Annotated in this window: 16 protein-coding genes and 3 tRNA genes; 18 read left to right on the forward strand and 1 reads right to left on the reverse strand. The window is 38.3% G+C overall.

What is annotated here, in order from left to right:
• Nucleotides 1-9 precede the first annotated feature (9 nt).
• From GSF08_RS03295 to GSF08_RS03325, 7 genes are all read left to right on the forward strand, one after another.
• Nucleotides 10-2,430, forward strand: a complete 2,421-nt coding sequence (locus GSF08_RS03295; protein ID WP_347337977.1) for a heavy metal translocating P-type ATPase — start codon at nucleotides 10-12, stop codon at nucleotides 2,428-2,430.
• Nucleotides 2,431-2,529: 99 nt separating this feature from the next.
• Nucleotides 2,530-3,606: an A/G-specific adenine glycosylase gene (gene mutY / locus GSF08_RS03300; protein WP_160624399.1), complete on the forward strand. Its 1,077-nt coding sequence runs from the start codon at nucleotides 2,530-2,532 to the stop codon at nucleotides 3,604-3,606.
• Nucleotides 3,603-4,181, forward strand: a complete 579-nt coding sequence (locus GSF08_RS03305; protein WP_249805835.1) for an NUDIX hydrolase — start codon at nucleotides 3,603-3,605, stop codon at nucleotides 4,179-4,181. Before mutY ends, GSF08_RS03305 begins: the two co-directional genes overlap by 4 nt.
• A 19-nt stretch (nucleotides 4,182-4,200) precedes the next feature.
• Nucleotides 4,201-5,316 (forward strand): phage tail sheath family protein, encoded by a 1,116-nt coding sequence (locus tag GSF08_RS03310; RefSeq protein WP_160624400.1) that lies wholly within the window; start codon nucleotides 4,201-4,203, stop codon nucleotides 5,314-5,316.
• A gap of 148 nt (nucleotides 5,317-5,464) precedes the next feature.
• Nucleotides 5,465-6,187 carry an amino acid kinase family protein gene (locus GSF08_RS03315; protein ID WP_249805837.1) on the forward strand — a complete coding sequence of 241 codons (723 nt, stop codon included), beginning with the start codon at nucleotides 5,465-5,467 and terminating at the stop codon, nucleotides 6,185-6,187.
• Between the two features lie 4 nt (nucleotides 6,188-6,191).
• Nucleotides 6,192-7,181 carry an Asd/ArgC dimerization domain-containing protein gene (locus GSF08_RS03320; protein WP_160624401.1) on the forward strand — a complete coding sequence of 330 codons (990 nt, stop codon included), beginning with the start codon at nucleotides 6,192-6,194 and terminating at the stop codon, nucleotides 7,179-7,181.
• A 58-nt stretch (nucleotides 7,182-7,239) separates the two neighbouring features.
• Nucleotides 7,240-7,431, forward strand: a complete 192-nt coding sequence (locus GSF08_RS03325; protein ID WP_160624402.1) for a heavy-metal-associated domain-containing protein — start codon at nucleotides 7,240-7,242, stop codon at nucleotides 7,429-7,431.
• Nucleotides 7,432-7,485: 54 nt separating this feature from the next.
• Here GSF08_RS03325 and GSF08_RS03330 read toward each other — a convergent pair whose 3' ends face one another.
• Nucleotides 7,486-7,677: a hypothetical protein gene (locus GSF08_RS03330; protein WP_160624403.1), complete on the reverse strand. Its 192-nt coding sequence runs from the start codon at nucleotides 7,675-7,677 to the stop codon at nucleotides 7,486-7,488.
• A gap of 96 nt (nucleotides 7,678-7,773) precedes the next feature.
• Here GSF08_RS03330 and GSF08_RS03335 point away from each other — a divergent pair, with 96 nt between their 5' ends.
• The 11 genes from GSF08_RS03335 (at nucleotide 7,774) to pssD (ending at nucleotide 16,638) form a co-directional block, all read left to right on the forward strand.
• Nucleotides 7,774-8,763 carry a LolA family protein gene (locus tag GSF08_RS03335; RefSeq protein ID WP_160624404.1) on the forward strand — a complete coding sequence of 330 codons (990 nt, stop codon included), beginning with the start codon at nucleotides 7,774-7,776 and terminating at the stop codon, nucleotides 8,761-8,763.
• Nucleotides 8,763-9,095 carry a type II toxin-antitoxin system PemK/MazF family toxin gene (locus tag GSF08_RS03340; protein WP_160624700.1) on the forward strand — a complete coding sequence of 111 codons (333 nt, stop codon included), beginning with the start codon at nucleotides 8,763-8,765 and terminating at the stop codon, nucleotides 9,093-9,095. Before GSF08_RS03335 ends, GSF08_RS03340 begins: the two co-directional genes overlap by 1 nt.
• A gap of 136 nt (nucleotides 9,096-9,231) precedes the next feature.
• Nucleotides 9,232-9,322, forward strand: a tRNA-Ser gene (locus tag GSF08_RS03345).
• Nucleotides 9,323-9,439: 117 nt separating this feature from the next.
• Nucleotides 9,440-9,515, forward strand: a tRNA-Asp gene (locus tag GSF08_RS03350).
• A gap of 3 nt (nucleotides 9,516-9,518) precedes the next feature.
• Nucleotides 9,519-9,592 (forward strand) — tRNA-Gly (locus tag GSF08_RS03355).
• Between the two features lie 299 nt (nucleotides 9,593-9,891).
• Nucleotides 9,892-10,869, forward strand: a complete 978-nt coding sequence (locus tag GSF08_RS03360) for an LCP family protein (RefSeq protein ID WP_160624405.1) — start codon at nucleotides 9,892-9,894, stop codon at nucleotides 10,867-10,869.
• Nucleotides 10,870-11,153: 284 nt separating this feature from the next.
• Nucleotides 11,154-12,284, forward strand: coding sequence for a polysaccharide pyruvyl transferase family protein (locus tag GSF08_RS03365; RefSeq protein ID WP_249805839.1), 1,131 nt, complete (start codon nucleotides 11,154-11,156; stop codon nucleotides 12,282-12,284).
• Entirely contained in the window at nucleotides 12,284-13,480 is a 1,197-nt protein-coding gene (locus GSF08_RS03370; protein ID WP_160624406.1) for a Coenzyme F420 hydrogenase/dehydrogenase, beta subunit C-terminal domain, read from the forward strand. The genes GSF08_RS03365 and GSF08_RS03370 overlap by 1 nt, the downstream gene beginning before the upstream one ends.
• A gap of 14 nt (nucleotides 13,481-13,494) precedes the next feature.
• Nucleotides 13,495-14,568, forward strand: a complete 1,074-nt coding sequence (locus GSF08_RS03375) for a pyridoxal-phosphate-dependent aminotransferase family protein (protein WP_160624407.1) — start codon at nucleotides 13,495-13,497, stop codon at nucleotides 14,566-14,568.
• An 8-nt stretch (nucleotides 14,569-14,576) separates the two neighbouring features.
• Nucleotides 14,577-15,926, forward strand: a complete 1,350-nt coding sequence (locus tag GSF08_RS03380; protein WP_160624408.1) for a Gfo/Idh/MocA family oxidoreductase — start codon at nucleotides 14,577-14,579, stop codon at nucleotides 15,924-15,926.
• A 241-nt stretch (nucleotides 15,927-16,167) separates the two neighbouring features.
• Complete coding sequence (gene pssD / locus GSF08_RS03385; protein WP_160624409.1) at nucleotides 16,168-16,638, forward strand: PssD/Cps14F family polysaccharide biosynthesis glycosyltransferase; 471 nt, start codon at nucleotides 16,168-16,170, stop codon at nucleotides 16,636-16,638.
• The last annotated feature ends 7 nt before the right edge of the window (nucleotides 16,639-16,645 follow it).

Here is a 16,645-nt window from a genome sequence, read left to right on the forward strand (position 1 = left end):
GGTACCCTTGTGAAAAAGACATATGATGTAGAAGGAATGAGCTGCAGCGCATGTGCAGCGGCGGTGGAACGAATTTGTAAGCGGGTTGACGGTGTTGAACATGCTGAGGTAAATCTGGTTATGAATCAGGCAACCATTGAAAGTGAACAGCCAATCGCAATTGAAACATATAATGAGGCTTTGCAAAAAGCTGGTTTTACTTTGCATGAAATTCATGAAAATAAGGAAATCAATCTGCAGATCAACGGTATGAGCTGCAGCTCCTGTTCCAGTGCTGTGGAACGGGTGTTAAACCGTATGGAAGGGATCGAACAGGCGAATGTGAATCTATTAACCAACAGTGCTCATATCGTGTATGATCCCAAAGTGGTAAAAGTATCAGAGATGCTGCATGCGATAAAAAAAGCTGGTTATGAGGGAAGTATCCCAAAAAATCAGGAGCCGCACATAGAAACCAAAGATCGCGTAAATTTAAAAATATATGTTACCTTGGCATTGGCAGCCGTATTGCTTTACATCGGCATGTCACATATGCTTGGAAATATCGAGCTTCCGCTTCCGGCATTCATCCATTATGAAAAGAATCCAGTTAATTTTGCGCTGATTCAAATGATTTTAGCGACCCTGATCTTGATAATCGGCAAGCATTTTTTTATCAATGGTATCCGTTCGCTGGTCCATTTAGCTCCCAATATGGATACCTTGGTCGCAATTGGAACCGGCAGTGCATATTTGTATTCCTGGTATTCTTTTATTACTATTTTAGAAGGAAATATGCATGGTGTACATGGGCTGTATTTTGAATCTGCCGGGGTTGTTGTCGCTCTGGTTATGTTCGGTAAACATTTGGAAGCACGCTCGAAACAGAAAACCTATGGTGCGATACAAGCATTGCTGTCGCTTCGGCCTACAACAACGGTACTGCTTAAAAACGGCGAGGAAATTGTTATTGACAGCAGCGAAGCGATGATAGGCGATACTTTGCTGGTAAAGGCTGGAGAAGCGATCCCTTTGGATGGAGTCATCCTTGAGGGAGAAAGCTCAGTCGATGAATCCATGCTGACAGGAGAAAGCATGCCGCTTGATAAACATGCAGGTGATTCGCTGATTGGCGGTACGCTGAATTTGACCGGCAGGATCCAAATGGAAGTAACAGCAGTCAGTGAAGATACGGTATTATCCAAAATCATTAAAATGGTTGAAGAAGCACAGGGAAAGAAAGCACCGATCGCCCGTATTGCAGATCGAATTTCTCTGTATTTTGTCCCGACGGTCATGGTAATCGCACTAATCGCTTCGATTAGCTGGTTTATCGCTAAACAGGACATGACGTTTTCCTTAACAATTTTTGTATCGGTTCTGGTGATTGCTTGTCCATGCGCACTGGGCCTGGCAACTCCGACCGCAATCATGGTGGGTACCGGCAAGGCGGCACAGAACGGTATATTTATGAAAAGCGGAGAGGCTTTGGAAACCGCAGGATCGATCGATACCATAGTATTCGATAAAACCGGCACGCTCACGATGGGCAAGCCAACCGTTGTTGCTATGGAAAGTTCGGATAAGAAACAGCTCCTTGCCTTGGCGTCTGCGGCGGAATCCGGCTCTAAGCATCCGCTTTCGATCGCGATTGTAAAGGCAGCTGAAACAGAAAAATTAGAAATACCGAAAGCTGAACAGGTGATGACACGCAATGGTTTGGGTGTTCAGGCTATGTATCAGGATCAGCCGTTGTTGGTTGGTAACCGCCGCCTCATGGAGAAACAACAGCTGTCCACAAAAGCATATACTGAAATAGAAACACAGTGGCAGAATAAAGGCTATACGGTTGTTTGGGTCGCCTATGGAAAAGCTGTTCTCGGCCTTTTGGCAATTGCTGATCAAGTAAAAGAAGAATCGCATGAAGTTATTGAAAATCTTTTGAAACAAAATATTGATGTGATCATGATGACAGGCGATCATCCGCGCAGTGCAAAGACGATTGCTGTCAATATCGGAATTACCCATGTGATTGCTGAAGTACTTCCGGAGGGAAAGGGCGAAGAAATCAAAAAGCTTCAATCACAAGGCAAGCGGGTTGCCATGGTTGGTGACGGAATCAACGATGCAGTTGCATTGACGCAAAGCGACATCGGCATTGCAATCGGATCCGGCAGTGATGTTGCAGTTGAATCCGCAGATATTGTTCTGATGAAAGATAAAATTGAGGATGTATGGACAGCAGTGCGATTATCAAGAGCAGTTATGCGCAATATCAAGCAGAATTTGTTTTGGGCATTCTTCTATAATACACTCGGCATTCCGATTGCAGCCGGAATTCTGTACTTATTTGGCGGTCCGCTGCTGAATCCGATTTTTGCGGGGGCGGCGATGGCCTTCAGTTCAGTTAGCGTTGTAAGCAACGCATTAAGACTGCGCTATTTTAAATAACATCTCAGTCAGCCGGAATTTTCTTCCGGCTTTTCTTTTGCTTTCCAATCCCGAGGATTTCTCGAATCGTGTTATAATACATGTGAATTGAGTGATGATATGGAAATAATTAATAAGGAAAAATGGATCCAGGATTTGTTGACCTGGTATAGGGAAAATGCTCGTGTATTACCCTGGCGAAGTGAACCGACACCGTATCGCGTCTGGGTATCGGAAATTATGCTTCAGCAAACACGCGTCGAAGCAGTAAAGCCTTATTTTGAACGTTTTTTATCTGCGGTTCCGGATATTCCATCGCTGGCTGTGATTGATGATGATATGCTTCATAAGCTATGGGAAGGTTTGGGCTATTATAATCGGGTGCGTAATATGAAAAAATGTGCACAAGTGTGTGTTGAAAAGCACAAAGGCAAGCTTCCGGCAAGCTATGAGGAGCTGCTGAATTTACCGGGAATCGGTGAATATACAGCGGGAGCGGTCGCTTCTATTGCTTTTCACGAGGCGGTGCCGGCGGTTGATGGTAATGTCCTGCGGGTGTTCAGCCGTTTGATGGTCAGCGAGGATGATATATTAGAACTTAAAACCAAACGTAAATTCCAAATGATCATTCAGGATTTAATGCCGAAGGACCATCCGGATGAGTTTAATCAGGCAGTCATGGAAATCGGAGCGTTGATTTGTGTTCCCAATGCCGCACCGCGATGCAACATCTGTCCACTGGCCGAACACTGTCATGGATATCGCGAGGGAAAAGCACATTATCTGCCGATAAAAAAAGCCAAAGCGCGCCGCCGGATTGAGAAAAAAACGATTCTCATTCTGATTCATAAGCATAAAATAGCTGTTCGGCAGCGACCAAAGGAAGGACTGCTGGCGTCCTTATATGAATTTATGGCGTACGAAGATCATCTAACCCGCAATCAGATTCAGGAAAAATTGATGCAGTCTGGATATGTGATTGATAAGATGATCAAGCTCACATCGGCAAAGCATATTTTCACGCATTTGGAATGGCATATGAACGGTTATTTAATTTTGTGTGAGGATTTGGGAAAATGTGAAGATTTTACTTGGGTGAGCGTTGCGGAAATGGAAACAAAATATGCGATTCCGACCGCTTTAAAGATTTATCGCGATGCGGCGGTACAATGGCTGAAAAGTGAGGGAGATATATGAAAACACTTGTGGATGTGAAACAGTTAATTGAAGCATATCATCCTTGGGATGAACAGGAGGAACAGGACCGTAAAGTCATTTTGAAATATCTGGATATATTTGATGATATGCTGTTGCGAAAGAATGAGCTGATTCATCTGACTGCTTCCGGCTGGATTTTCAATTCCTCTCATGATAAGGTGCTGATGGTCTATCATAATATTTATGATTCCTGGGGATGGACCGGAGGGCATGCAGATGGCGATGCAGATTTATTACATGTTGCTTTGAAAGAAGCACAGGAAGAAACCGGTATACAATCATGTAAGGTTTTAAGTAAAGAGATACTGGCCTTGGATATTCTGCCGGTATGGCGTCATATCAAGCGAGGCAATCCGATATCTTCGCATCAGCATGCCAATATTACTTATCTTTTAGAAGCGGATGAACATGAAAAACTAATTATGAAGCCGGATGAAAATCAAGGCGTTAAGTGGATTCCTATCGAAGAAATTAATCAATATGTGAGCGAACCGGATATGCTGCCGATTTATGAAAAACTAAATGAAAAAGCGATGCGTTTATTAAAACAGTAAAAGAAAGCAGGGAAGAAACATGCAAAATTATGAAGTTCCAGAGATTGATGAAATACAGCTTTCTAAAATAGAAGATGTGAATATATCGGCAGCGGGGTTTATCGGATATGCGAGTCGGGGGCCGATAGAAGGGCAGCCGACCCGCCTTACTTCGATTTCTCAATTTACCAGAATATACGGAGAACCCTTGGGAACTGATTTTGAATATCGTTTTTTGTATTATGCAGTGGAGATGTTTTTCTATAACGGCGGTGATGTTTGTTACGTCATGCGTGTGGAAGGAGAACCAAATCCCGATACATTTTTAGGTACATACAAACCGGATGGACACAGTACCGGTCTGGCTGCTTTTCAGGATATTGAGGAAGTCACGCAGCTGACTATGCCGGGAGTCACGATACCAACTGTCTTAGATGGACTGATCTCCTATTGTGAAAAAAGAAATTGCTTCGCGATCATTGATGCTCCCGTTGATATGAAAACTGCTGCGGCTCTGCTGACGTATCGTAATCATTTTGATTCTTCTAATGCAGCGATTTATCATCCTTGGCTGTTGATGTTTGACCATTTACTGAAAAAGTATAATTATATGCCGCCAAGTGGAGCGATTGCCGGTATATATGCACTTACGGATAATACGCGCGGATTTTATAAGGCTCCTGCTAATGAAACAATACGCAGCTGTACAGATCTATCCGTTTCCTTTAACGCAGCAGATCAAGATAAACTGAACCCGAAAGGGATTAATTTAATTCGCGCTTTTCCAAGACGAGGCTGTTTGGTCTGGGGTGCCCGTACGATGTCATCACAAAGCGATTTTAAATACATAAATATTCAGCGGCTTTTGATTTATTTACAAAAGGTTATCCAAAAATTCACCAAATGGGCGCTTCATTTACCAAATGATGAACAACTTTGGCAGAGATTGACCTCCACTATTCAATTAATTTTGACAGAGGTATGGCGTAATGGGGCGCTGACAGGCGCCAGTCCGGGCGAAGCATTTTACGTCATGATCGGTCGATCTACTATGACTGATGATGATATTCAAAACGGCCGCATTGTGATTCAGATTGGAGTGGCACCAATGCGCCCGGGAGAATTCATTATTTTCCAAATTACGCTTCAGCAATAATTACTTGCCGTATATTCACTCATATTTATATTTATCAAGCAGTTGTCAGTCTGGCAGCTGCTTTTGCTTGTTTACCAATCAATTAGGCTATATGCCCATACTAATTTCCCATCATCACATAGTTTATAAAGAATATGGGGGTATCTTCATGGAGGTAAAAATTCTGAAGTTCGGTGGTACCTCTCTGCGGAATGAAGCAACCAGAAAATATGTTTATAAACATATCTTTCATGATGTAGAGAGTTTTAAATTAATTGTTGTGGTCTCCGCAATGGGACGATATCCTGATGCTTATGCCACCGATACATTATTATCAATGGGCAGTGATAAATTGAGCAGTTCAGAACGGGCAAGTCTGGTTTCAATGGGAGAACAGCTGTCCGCTTTACGCGTTTGCAGTGAGCTTTTGGAGATGGGAGTTAAGGCTTATGCATTGCCGTTTCAGGAATGCGGGATAGTAACGGATAACAATTATGACTATGCGAAAGTAATCAAATTGGATAATAAAGAAATAAAATCGAAACTGGATGAATATGATGTTATTGTAGTCGGTGGATTTATCGGTATCAATGCCAGCAAGGAAGTGACAACGTTAGGACGCGGGGGCAGTGATTACAGTGCTGTTTTATTCGCGAAAATGATGGGACTGAGCAGTGTTTCTATTTATACTGATGTAGACGGAGTCTATGATCTGGATCCGAAAATCCATGAATTTGCCGTAAAATATGATGTATTGACTTATGATGAAATGTTGAATATGAAGTCGCGTGTCCTGCATGAACGGTGTGTTACCTTTGCTAAGGAGAATCATATAACGATCTTTTTGAAAGGTACGTTTTCAAGCAGCAGCGGCACCATGATAGAAGGGTGAAAGAATGAAGAAATGCAGAATCGGCATCATCGGCGAGAATAACCTGCTGACGGGTGCCATTTTAAATCGGTTGAAAAGCTGGCGGTTTCCCGCAGATGTCATTCAGATTTACCGCAATGATGATCCGTCTCAATGTGAAGATATCGACTGTGTAGTCGCACAAAATGAAATCTTGTTTATCTGCTGCCGATGTGAAAAGCATAAGGAGCTGATTGAAAAGGGTATTGCTGCGGGCTGTATCACGATTGATATGTGGGCGGATACCAATGATGATCAAATTTGTATCGCACCTGCTGTGAATGGAAATCGCATTCAGCGAAATACACATTACGTAAAGCTGCCGCAGATGGAATCACTGCAGCTGATTCAAAGCCTGGCAAAGCTCCAGGAGCATTTTCAGGTTGAGTCAATAACTGTTTCAACATATCAGTCCCTTGCTAAAGCAGATTTTGATGCGTGTCAGGAGCTTAAGGAGCAGATGCAAAATTATTTACATGAGGAAAGTTTCGATTCCAAATATATGCCGTATCGTGACGCCTTGAATCATCTTCCGGTGCTGTTTAATCCGCTGCCGCAGATCGATTGTTTTACACCGGAGGGTTTCACGTGCAGTGAAAAACATTTGGACACTGAGTATAAGCAGGTATTTGGGGTCGATGTACCGGTTTATGCAACCTGTGTGTGGATTGCCTCAATGCGCGGTGCCAGCATGAGCATTCAGGTAAAGCTGAAAGATACATGTACGCGTGAAGATTTGATCGAAATCTTATCGAAAGGTGATTCCTCATTGTTGATTGATGATATCGAACATCAGATGTACCCGATACCCTCTGACGTTATCCATGACTATCGCTGCTTTATTGGAAGAGTACGATGCTTTGATGAACATACGATTGGGTTATGGAGCGTCTGTGATGAAATTGAGATGTTAAGTGCCAATGGGGTAATGGCAGCTTTTATTTTCGTAAACAATGATTGGCTTCGTGAAGGATAAAATCAAAAAAATGATAATTTTTCATCTCCCATGGTATAATAATACAGAGGTGAGCAATATGAAAACAATCATTATGGTACAGGATATGAACTGTGCAAATTGCGCAAAGAAAATTGAAAATGCGTTAAGCGATACAAGAGTTGATTTTGAAGTGAATTTAGATCAGAAAGCAGTCATCGTAAACGGCGGTGCTGATATGGCGAGAGTTGCTCGTCAGGTGATTACGGAAATTGGTTTTACTGTCATTTAAGTGAATATGTAAAAAAGCGGCTGGTATGAACGGTAAAAGTTCAACTAGCCTTTTTTAGTCTGACTTTGATAATAAAGTGATATTGACAAAGGCAGAAATGCCGACTGCTAATGCGTAAAGATACTGAATCCATGTGTCTTCCTTTATCCAAGCATAAAGCATCGGAAAGCCCAGCAACACATGAAAGGCATAATTCAATGCGGTAAGAACCGAGAACCAAAGACAAATTATCTGCAGCTTATTCATACGATCACCCCTTCTAACTTATGAAATGTTTTCGGGTTTATGCATTTCTGAAATTCGACAAGCATAAATTAAGGTGAATAGGAAGGGAGAATCGATATGAAAGCGAAGATCATAGCAGGTATCGGTGTCCTCGTGCTGGTAATTGCATTGTGTTTTGCATTAAAACCGGCATCTTTCGATAAAAAGTTTGAAAAAACAATGAAAGATATGGATACTTACTTACTGGAAGGTGATATGGAAATCACCAAGGGAGAAGATGTAAAAACCTATGTAGTGCAGGTCGGCTATCAGAAACAGGATCAAAATGAATTTTTCAAGGTGTCGCTGTATGATAAGGCACTGAATCAGGAGCAGATCATTCTGCGCAATGAGGAAGGTGTATTTGTAATAACACCAAGCCTGAATCAAGTATTTAAGTTTGAAGGTGATTGGCCGATGAATTCCCCTAAGCCATATTTACTTCAATCCATGGCAGATATTGTAAAAGGGGATGAAGCGAAGATCACCAAGGAAAAGGATGGTTATTTAATCACATCCAAGGTTGTATATCCAAATAATAAAAACTTCGTTAAGGAAGAAATGATGTTTGATAAAAAGGCTAAGGTTCAGTGGCTTCAAATATTCAATAAGGATAATAGTCCCGAACTGAAGATTGTCTTTAATAAAGTCCAGTATAATGGTAAGCTTGGCAAGAACTATTTCAAGGCACCGTCGAAGCTGGAAGCGAAGACATCCTCATCTACTATTACGGATGCGGATCTGCCGTTATATCCAATGGAGATATTTGAAAGCAAGCTGTCCGGAAAATCAGTCATGGATATTGAGGGAGAATCCCGTCATGTATTGGAATATACAGGAGATAAAAACTTTACCGTAGTTGAGCGAATTGCCAAAGCACCAAATGAAACACAGACCGTATTGATGCCAGGCCGTATGGTAGATATGCTGGATCTGGTTGGCTTTTATGACGGTAATCGAATGAGTGTTGTGGAAAATGGCATTGAATATACTGTATTCAGCGATGATCTCGGACCGGAGGAAATGATGAGCGTCATCGCCAGCATGCAGGTGGCAGTGATGAAGTGATGATCCGCAGAGGTGATGTATATTATGCGGACCTTTCTCCGGTAGTGGGAAGCGAACAGGGCGGTGTACGTCCGGTAGTGATCATTCAGAATGACAAAGGAAACCGCTACTCTAAAACCGTAATCATTGCACCAGTATCAAAAAAAATGTCCAAACCGCCAATTCCCACCCATGTGATATTCAGTGATCAGGCTTTGAGTTATGTATCGATGATTCTTTGCGAGCAGCTTCGAACGATCGATAAAAAAAGATTGGGACAATGGATTTGCACCCTAAATAAAGAAACACTGGATAAAGTTGATCAGGCGATCAGGATCTCTTTGAATATATAGGATAGTGATTGACACGGCAGGAAATATGCCGTGTTTTTTATCGTTTTTACAGGATTTAAAAAGTAAAACGAAGTACTTGTCAAGGTATGCGAAACATGATATTATATACAGGCACTAATAGCAAAATAGATCAGATGGAGAAGTACTCAAGTGGCTGAAGAGGTGCCCCTGCTAAGGGTATAGGTCGGGAAACTGGCGCGAGGGTTCAAATCCCTCCTTCTCCGCCATCTATTTTATAAAAAAGCTTGTTGAAAATCTCATCTTTCGGCGGCTGAAAACGCCGGGAAAAAAGTGAAATTTATACTTGATTTTTGTATCTGTTATGATATAATAACCTAGCAATTGGTCCAGTGGTGTAGTGGTTAACATGCCTCCCTGTCACGGAGGAGATCGTGGGTTCAAGTCCCATCTGGACCGCCATTTGCAGATGTAGTTCAATGGTAGAACACAACCTTGCCAAGGTTGATACGGGGGTCCGATTCCCCTCATCTGCTCCATATGCGAGTAAAGCCCTATTTAAAGGGCTTTTTTAATACTTATTTTCAAGTAATAGAAGCTTTTTGACACGGAATTTCTGATATTATGATACAGGGATTAAGAAGTTAAATATTTATTTTATACTTCTACTCGTGAACTATTTTATAAATTTTCATATAACTCACCTTTTTTCTTTCATAAACGTTGAAAGTAAGAAATATAGCATTTATAATCTGTCAATTAGGCATGAAAGAGATAGAAAAGCTATCCTTTTCTAAGAAATGAATGTATAATAGGTTAGAATTTAGGAGGCATTTATATGAGCAAAAAAGCAAAAAAAAGATTAATTATCATTTTATCTGTTATCATTGTGCTGCTGGTCGGAGGCATTGCCGGGGCCAATCTATATGTAGATTCTATTTTAAATAAGATGGATCAAAAAGAAGAATTTAGTAAAAAAGATGTAAAAGCTAATACACTTGATGATGATACTGAAAATATAGCTTTATTGGGTATTGATAAGTCAGATGGGAATGGTACGCGGTCAGATGTTATAAAAATTATTTCACTTAATTTTAATGAGAAGAAAATAAAAATTACATCTGTACAGCGAGATAATTTGGTTTTCCTTCCTTTGAAAGGCCGTTATGAGAAATTGAATCATGCATATGCATATAATGGTGTAAAAGGCAGCTTGGCCGCTTTAAACTATAATTTTGATATGAATATTACAAAATATGTGAAATTTTCATTTGATTCAGTTGAAAAAATTGTTGATATTTTAGGTGGTGTAGATATAAATCTTACATCAAGCGAGGCATCCTATATGAATTTAGGGTCTGCGGGAGTCTATCATATGAATGGATCCCAAACCTTAGCATATTCGCGAATAAGAAAAATCGACAGTGATTATGAGCGTATGCAACGTCAGAATAATGTAATTAATGCAATTGTCGGCTCTATAAAAGGGGAATCGCCTTTAAAATTACTTGATTTTATTAATAAAATTTTACCATTTGTTGAAACAAATGTATCAAATGGCACGATTAAAAATTATGCTACAAAATTGCTGTCTTTTGATTTAAGCGATATTCAGCAGTACCAATTTCCATCAGGCGGATATGATTCTATTTTGAAATCTTTATACCTATATGGATTTGGACCGCATTATGTACTAAAAGACTTTACTGGAGAAGTAGAATTAATGCATAAAAACATATATGGCAAAGATTATACAGCCAGTGATAATGTAAAAAAGGTTGATAGGGAAACTAAGGAAATGGCTGGCAATTCGTAGTATATGTTAATTTAGTATCTTATATAAATGTAAGTTCCTTCTCATTGCAGCTTATTGAGCATACAATGAGGAGGTTTTTTTATGCATACATTTAATAAAGCTTTCATTTTTAGAATAAAAAAACATATTCTATACTTTATAAACATATGTTGAAAAGCTTTCTAAAAATCCAATAATATTGTATACTAAAGCCGTATCTTAAATCATATTCAACTGGGAATGAACTATTCTTGGTTATTAATATGAGGAGATTCTTTTTGCAAGATTATAAAGGAGAAATATATATGAAATTTTTTGGAATTATTAGCTATAATATACATTGCAACTTCACTAATTATGGATCTGCTTTACAATCCTGGGCAATGAGTAAGGCTATTGATAAAATAGGAAACGGTAGATGGGAATCTAAACTAATCGATTACTGCCCTGAAATTTTAAAGGACAAGGATCCACTGAATCCTATGGATCATATGTGGGATTCCAATGAAGAAGCGAGAATGATGTGTGAATTAAGTTTGCCTGCCATACGAATAAATTATAAAAAATTTGATCATTTTTATCATCATGAATTCAAAAGATCAAAGAAAAAGTACACGAAAGCTAATTTCAATGATGTCGTTGAAGAAGAAGAGCTAATAGGTTTTGTATGTGGCAGTGATACCATTTTTTGCATAGATGAATTTGGTTTTGACGATGGTTTTTATGCCAATTATCCATGTATGAAAAATGGTTATAGTGTTGCATTTGCAGCTAGTTTTGGAGATCCTCATTTTTCAAAACAGGATTATAATGTTTTGAATCAAAGACTTCAAAATTTTAAAGCGATTGGTTTGCGGGAGAAAGCAATGCTGAATTACGTACGTGAGCATACATCAATACCTGTAGAAAAAGTTATTGATCCAACTCTATTATTGGAACCAAGTGATTATGATGTAATCACTGATAATCGACAAGAAAATGATAAATATCTGCTGCTTTATGCAAGAAGGTATAATAAAGCAATGGAAGACTATGCTGTTAAATTAGCTGAACAAAATGGCTGGAAAATTATAGAAATCAGTTTGCGTGCAGTGAATAGCCAGAAACATAAAATGTTTTATGAAGCTGGTGTTCAGGAATTCTTGTCCTTGGTAAAATATGCTGAATGTGTAATTACAAATTCTTATCATGGCATGATTTTCAGTGTCCAGTTCAAAAAACCGTTCTATGTATTTTCACGAGAACAGTGTGATACAAAAATTGAAGAATTATTGGAATTGTTTGGGATTAAAGATCGTCTGTTGGTAACTGGTGATGAAGGAACAGCGAATGAAATTGATTACTCAGATGTACATGCAAGAATTGCACAAGCTCGTAGCAAAGCGCTTGAATTTATGAATTATGAATTGGAGAACGGTTATCAAGGTGAGCAGTAATGAATGGTTATTTGTTTGATCATGAAAAAGTAAAGTGCTTTGGCTGTGAGGCATGTGTCCAGATTTGCGGTCATTCTGCTATAGAAATGATAACGGACAAGGAAGGTTTTCGCTATCCACATATTAATAATGAAAAATGCATACATTGTAATCTATGTCACAAAGTATGTCCATATGAAAATATGCCTTCTAAAAATAGAGATGAAAAAATAGCTTTTGGTGGATTTTTAAAGGATAAGCACATAAAGGAAGACAGCACTTCTGGAGGAGCTTTCAGTGCGATCGTTAAAGCTTGGCATAAAACAGGCTATGTAGTTTTCGGAGCAGAGGCACATGGATTACGTGTAAATCATTCTTTTTCATTTACTGTCGAAGATACAGCAAGATTTCGCAAGTCTAAATATTCGCAAAGCTCTATGAATGATATGTATAAGAAAGTACGTGAATTTTTGTTGGATAAACAAAATGTTTTGTTTTCAGGAACTCCCTGTCAAATTGCTGGTCTAAAGAGTTTTTTGATGAATATTGATCAAACGAACTTGACAACTGTTGAGGTGATCTGTGAAGGTGTACCCTCACCTCTTTATATGAAGAAAATGAATTCAGATATTAAGAAAACGTATGGAAATGAAATCTCATTCGTAGATTATCGATATAAAGATAAGAATAAGTGGGATTTTGAGGTAATGATGCTAGAACTTGAAAATGGGAAGCGATTCAAAAAGGATCGATGGTTTAATCCTTATTGGTCAATTTGGCTCAGTCATCTTATGAATCGGCCATCATGTTATCACTGTCCTTTTACATCTCCTGATCGGCTTGCAGATATAACATTAGGAGACTTATGGGGCGTGCATATTTATTGTCCTGATTTATACGGGAATAATGAAGGAGCATCTCTAATTTTAGCAAATACTTCAAAAGGCAGGGAGCTTTTGGAAAATTCGAAAAAATACTTATACGGACATGAATTGGATTTTGACACTGCACTAAAATACCAGTCACCATTAAGAAAGAATATTGAATACAATCCTGCCCGTGAATTATTCATGAAAGATTTAATGAATGACGAATTGAATTACCGTCAAATTGTAAAAAAATGGGCTCAAAAGCCCTCTATTAAATTATTATTCCAAAAATATATATGGGGAAACCGCCAAAAAGTATTCATATGGAATTTAAAAAATCGAAAATAAAACGGGAGGACTATATGTTGAATTTCACAGTAGGACCAGTTACAAGCGATGAGAGTATTCAGAAAGTAGGATATGAACAAGTACCATATTTTCGGACACCTGAATTCTCAGAAATTATGCTGGAGAATGAGAGATTGATAAAAAAATACGCATATGCTTCTGAAGATTCAAGAGCTGTTTTTCTGACGGGATCAGGCACTGCGGCCATGGAAGCAGCCGTAATGAATACTCTATCTGAAGCGGATAAAGTATTAATTATTAACGGTGGATCTTTTGGGCAGAGATTTTGTGACTTATGTCAACTGCATCAAATTCCTTTTACAGAATTAACAATTCCATATGGAAGAAGGTTAACGGAGGAGCGTTTGAGTGCTTTTGAAAATATGGGTTATACTGCCTTATTGGTCAATATGCATGAAACCTCTACCGGTGTACTTTACGATATGGAGATGCTCAGTAATTTCTGTCGGAAAAATCATTTGTTTTTTATCGTAGATGCGATCAGTTCTTTTTTAGCTGATCCAATTAATATGGATGAACAGAAAATCGATGTTCTTATAACTGGATCGCAAAAGGCTTTGGCTTGTCCTCCGGGTGTATCAGTTCTTGTGTTATCCAAAAGAGCGCAGAAACGTATTGAAGTAATTGAAAGTAAAAGCTTTTACTTAGATTTGAAATCCGCTCTAAAGAATGCGGAACGAGGTCAAACACCTTTTACTCCGGCAGTTGGTATCCTTAGACAGATTCATACACGATTAAAGAACATTGAAATGAATGGTGGGGTTGATTCGGAAATTGCTCGTACACAAAAATTAGCAGAAGACTTCCGGTCGAAAATAGAAAATCTGCCTTTTGAAATTTTTAGTGAATCTTTGTCAAACGCAGTTACACCACTGCATCCGTTAACTGCATCTGCAACAAATATATTTAAAGTTTTGAAAGATGAGTATCAAATATGGGTTTGTCCAAATGGAGGCGATTTATCCGAAAAAGTGTTCAGAATCGGTCATTTGGGAGCACTGAATGAAAAAGATAATCAAACCCTCATCAATGCATTTTTGGATATGCAGAAAAGAAAGATAATTTAGGGAAGCATATGAAAAAAGTAATAACTTATGGAACTTATGATCTGTTACACTATGGACATATCCGGCTATTGGAACGTGCGAAGGCTTTAGGTGATTATTTGATTGTTGGTGTGACCGCAGATGATTTTGATAAAACTCGAGGAAAAATAAATGTTCAGCAATCCTTGATTGAAAGGATTGAATCCGTATATGCAACTGGGTTGGCTGATGAAATTATTGTTGAAGAGTATGAGGGACAAAAAATAGATGATATCATCCGTCATGAAATTGATATATTTACTGTAGGATCCGATTGGGTTGGGAAATTTGACTATTTAAATGAGTATTGTGAGGTAGTTTATTTAGATCGTACGGAAGGTATATCTAGTTCAGAACTTAGATCAGATAAAAGAGAATTGAAACTTGGTATCATTGGAGAAAAAAATCTCTTAACGAAAATTGTCAGAGAATGTAAATTCGTAAACGGAATTGATATTATTGGTATTTGCGGTGAGGAAATAACTTTAGCTGATTTTCATCTAAATGATGATACGTTTATTACTGATGATTTTGATAGCTTACTGGATCGCTGCGATGCGGTGTATATAGCATCTCATCCAGAAACTCATTATGTATATGCTAAGAAGGCGCTTTCACTAGGTAAACATGTTTTATGTGAATCTCCAATATCACTGAAAAAAGAAGAAGCGCAAGAATTATTCGCACTTGCTGAAGCTGAAAACTGTATATTTATGGAATCGTTGAAAACCGCGTATTCTACCGCTTATTCACGGCTTTGTTTATTGGCGAAGACAGGCATAATTGGACAATTGGTTTCGATTGAAGCTACTTGTACTAGTCTACGGGAAATCGATAATCTTGATGAAAAGAGTTTAAAAAATACATGGAACAGCATGTGTTCTTGGGGTCCTACAGCTATGCTGCCGATTTTTCAGTTACTGGGAACTGAATATTCCTATAAAAATGTTGTTTCCAATTTGGTAAATGAGAAACTAATGTTTGATCGTTTTACAAAAATTGATTATATATATCCGACTGCAGTTGCTTCTATAAAGGTTGCAAAGGGTATCAAATCAGAGGGTGAGCTGATCATATCCGGAACAAAAGGATATATCTATGTACCAGCACCTTGGTGGAAAACGGATTACTTTGAAATTCGATTTGAAGATTCCACAAATAATAAACGTTATTTTTATCAATTAGATGGAGAGGGAATACGTTACCAGTTAGTTGCGTTTATTAAATCGGTTGAGAAATCAAAGAGCTATTCGTGCATCAGCAAGAGAATATCTATGCAGATTGCAAATGAATTAGAAGATTTCTACATACAAAAGTTGAATAAAATCAATATTAATTGATCCAATAAAGCGTATGTTCATGCTTTTTGAAAAGTAACTTGAAAAGGCGTATCAGATTGAATGATCGCCTTTTTGTTTATTGGTAATCCTTTCAATAAAGGCGATCATGAAAAAGTCTGCAGCATCTAAAAATGAATGATTATTTAATGTGATTTGGCAGATAGATATGTTAGGGAAAGTTTAAGTGTATTCTTTTGAATCATGTTATAATAGATATAAATTGAAGAGAGGATGATTGCATTTGAAGAAAATTATCTTTATTAGCAGTACAGGTGGCCATTTATCAGAACTGCTGCAATTACATACACTGTTCGATCATTATGATTATCATCTTATAACGGAGTACACAAAATCAAATATTCCGCTTAAAGATATTTATAAAAAAAAGATGAGCTTTCTAATGTACGGCACTAAGCATAATTTACTGACATATTTATTCATTTTTCCTATAAATTGTATCAGGAGTTTATATCTGTATTTTAAATTAAAACCTGATGTTATTATATCAACTGGTGCTCATACAGCTGTACCTATGTGTTTTATAGCTCACTTTTTTAAAAAGAAAGTTATTTTCATTGAAACCTTTGCTAATATCCATACTAAAACATTATCGGGTAGATTTATTTATCCAATAGCAGATTGTTTCATTGTTCAATGGGAAAGCATGCTCGAATTATACCCTAAGGCTATTTACTTAGGATGGATATTTTAGGAGTTTA

Origin of the sequence: Copranaerobaculum intestinale (genome assembly GCF_009831105.1) — a bacterium.
Lineage (GTDB): Bacteria > Bacillota_I > Bacilli_A > Erysipelotrichales > Erysipelotrichaceae > Copranaerobaculum > Copranaerobaculum intestinale.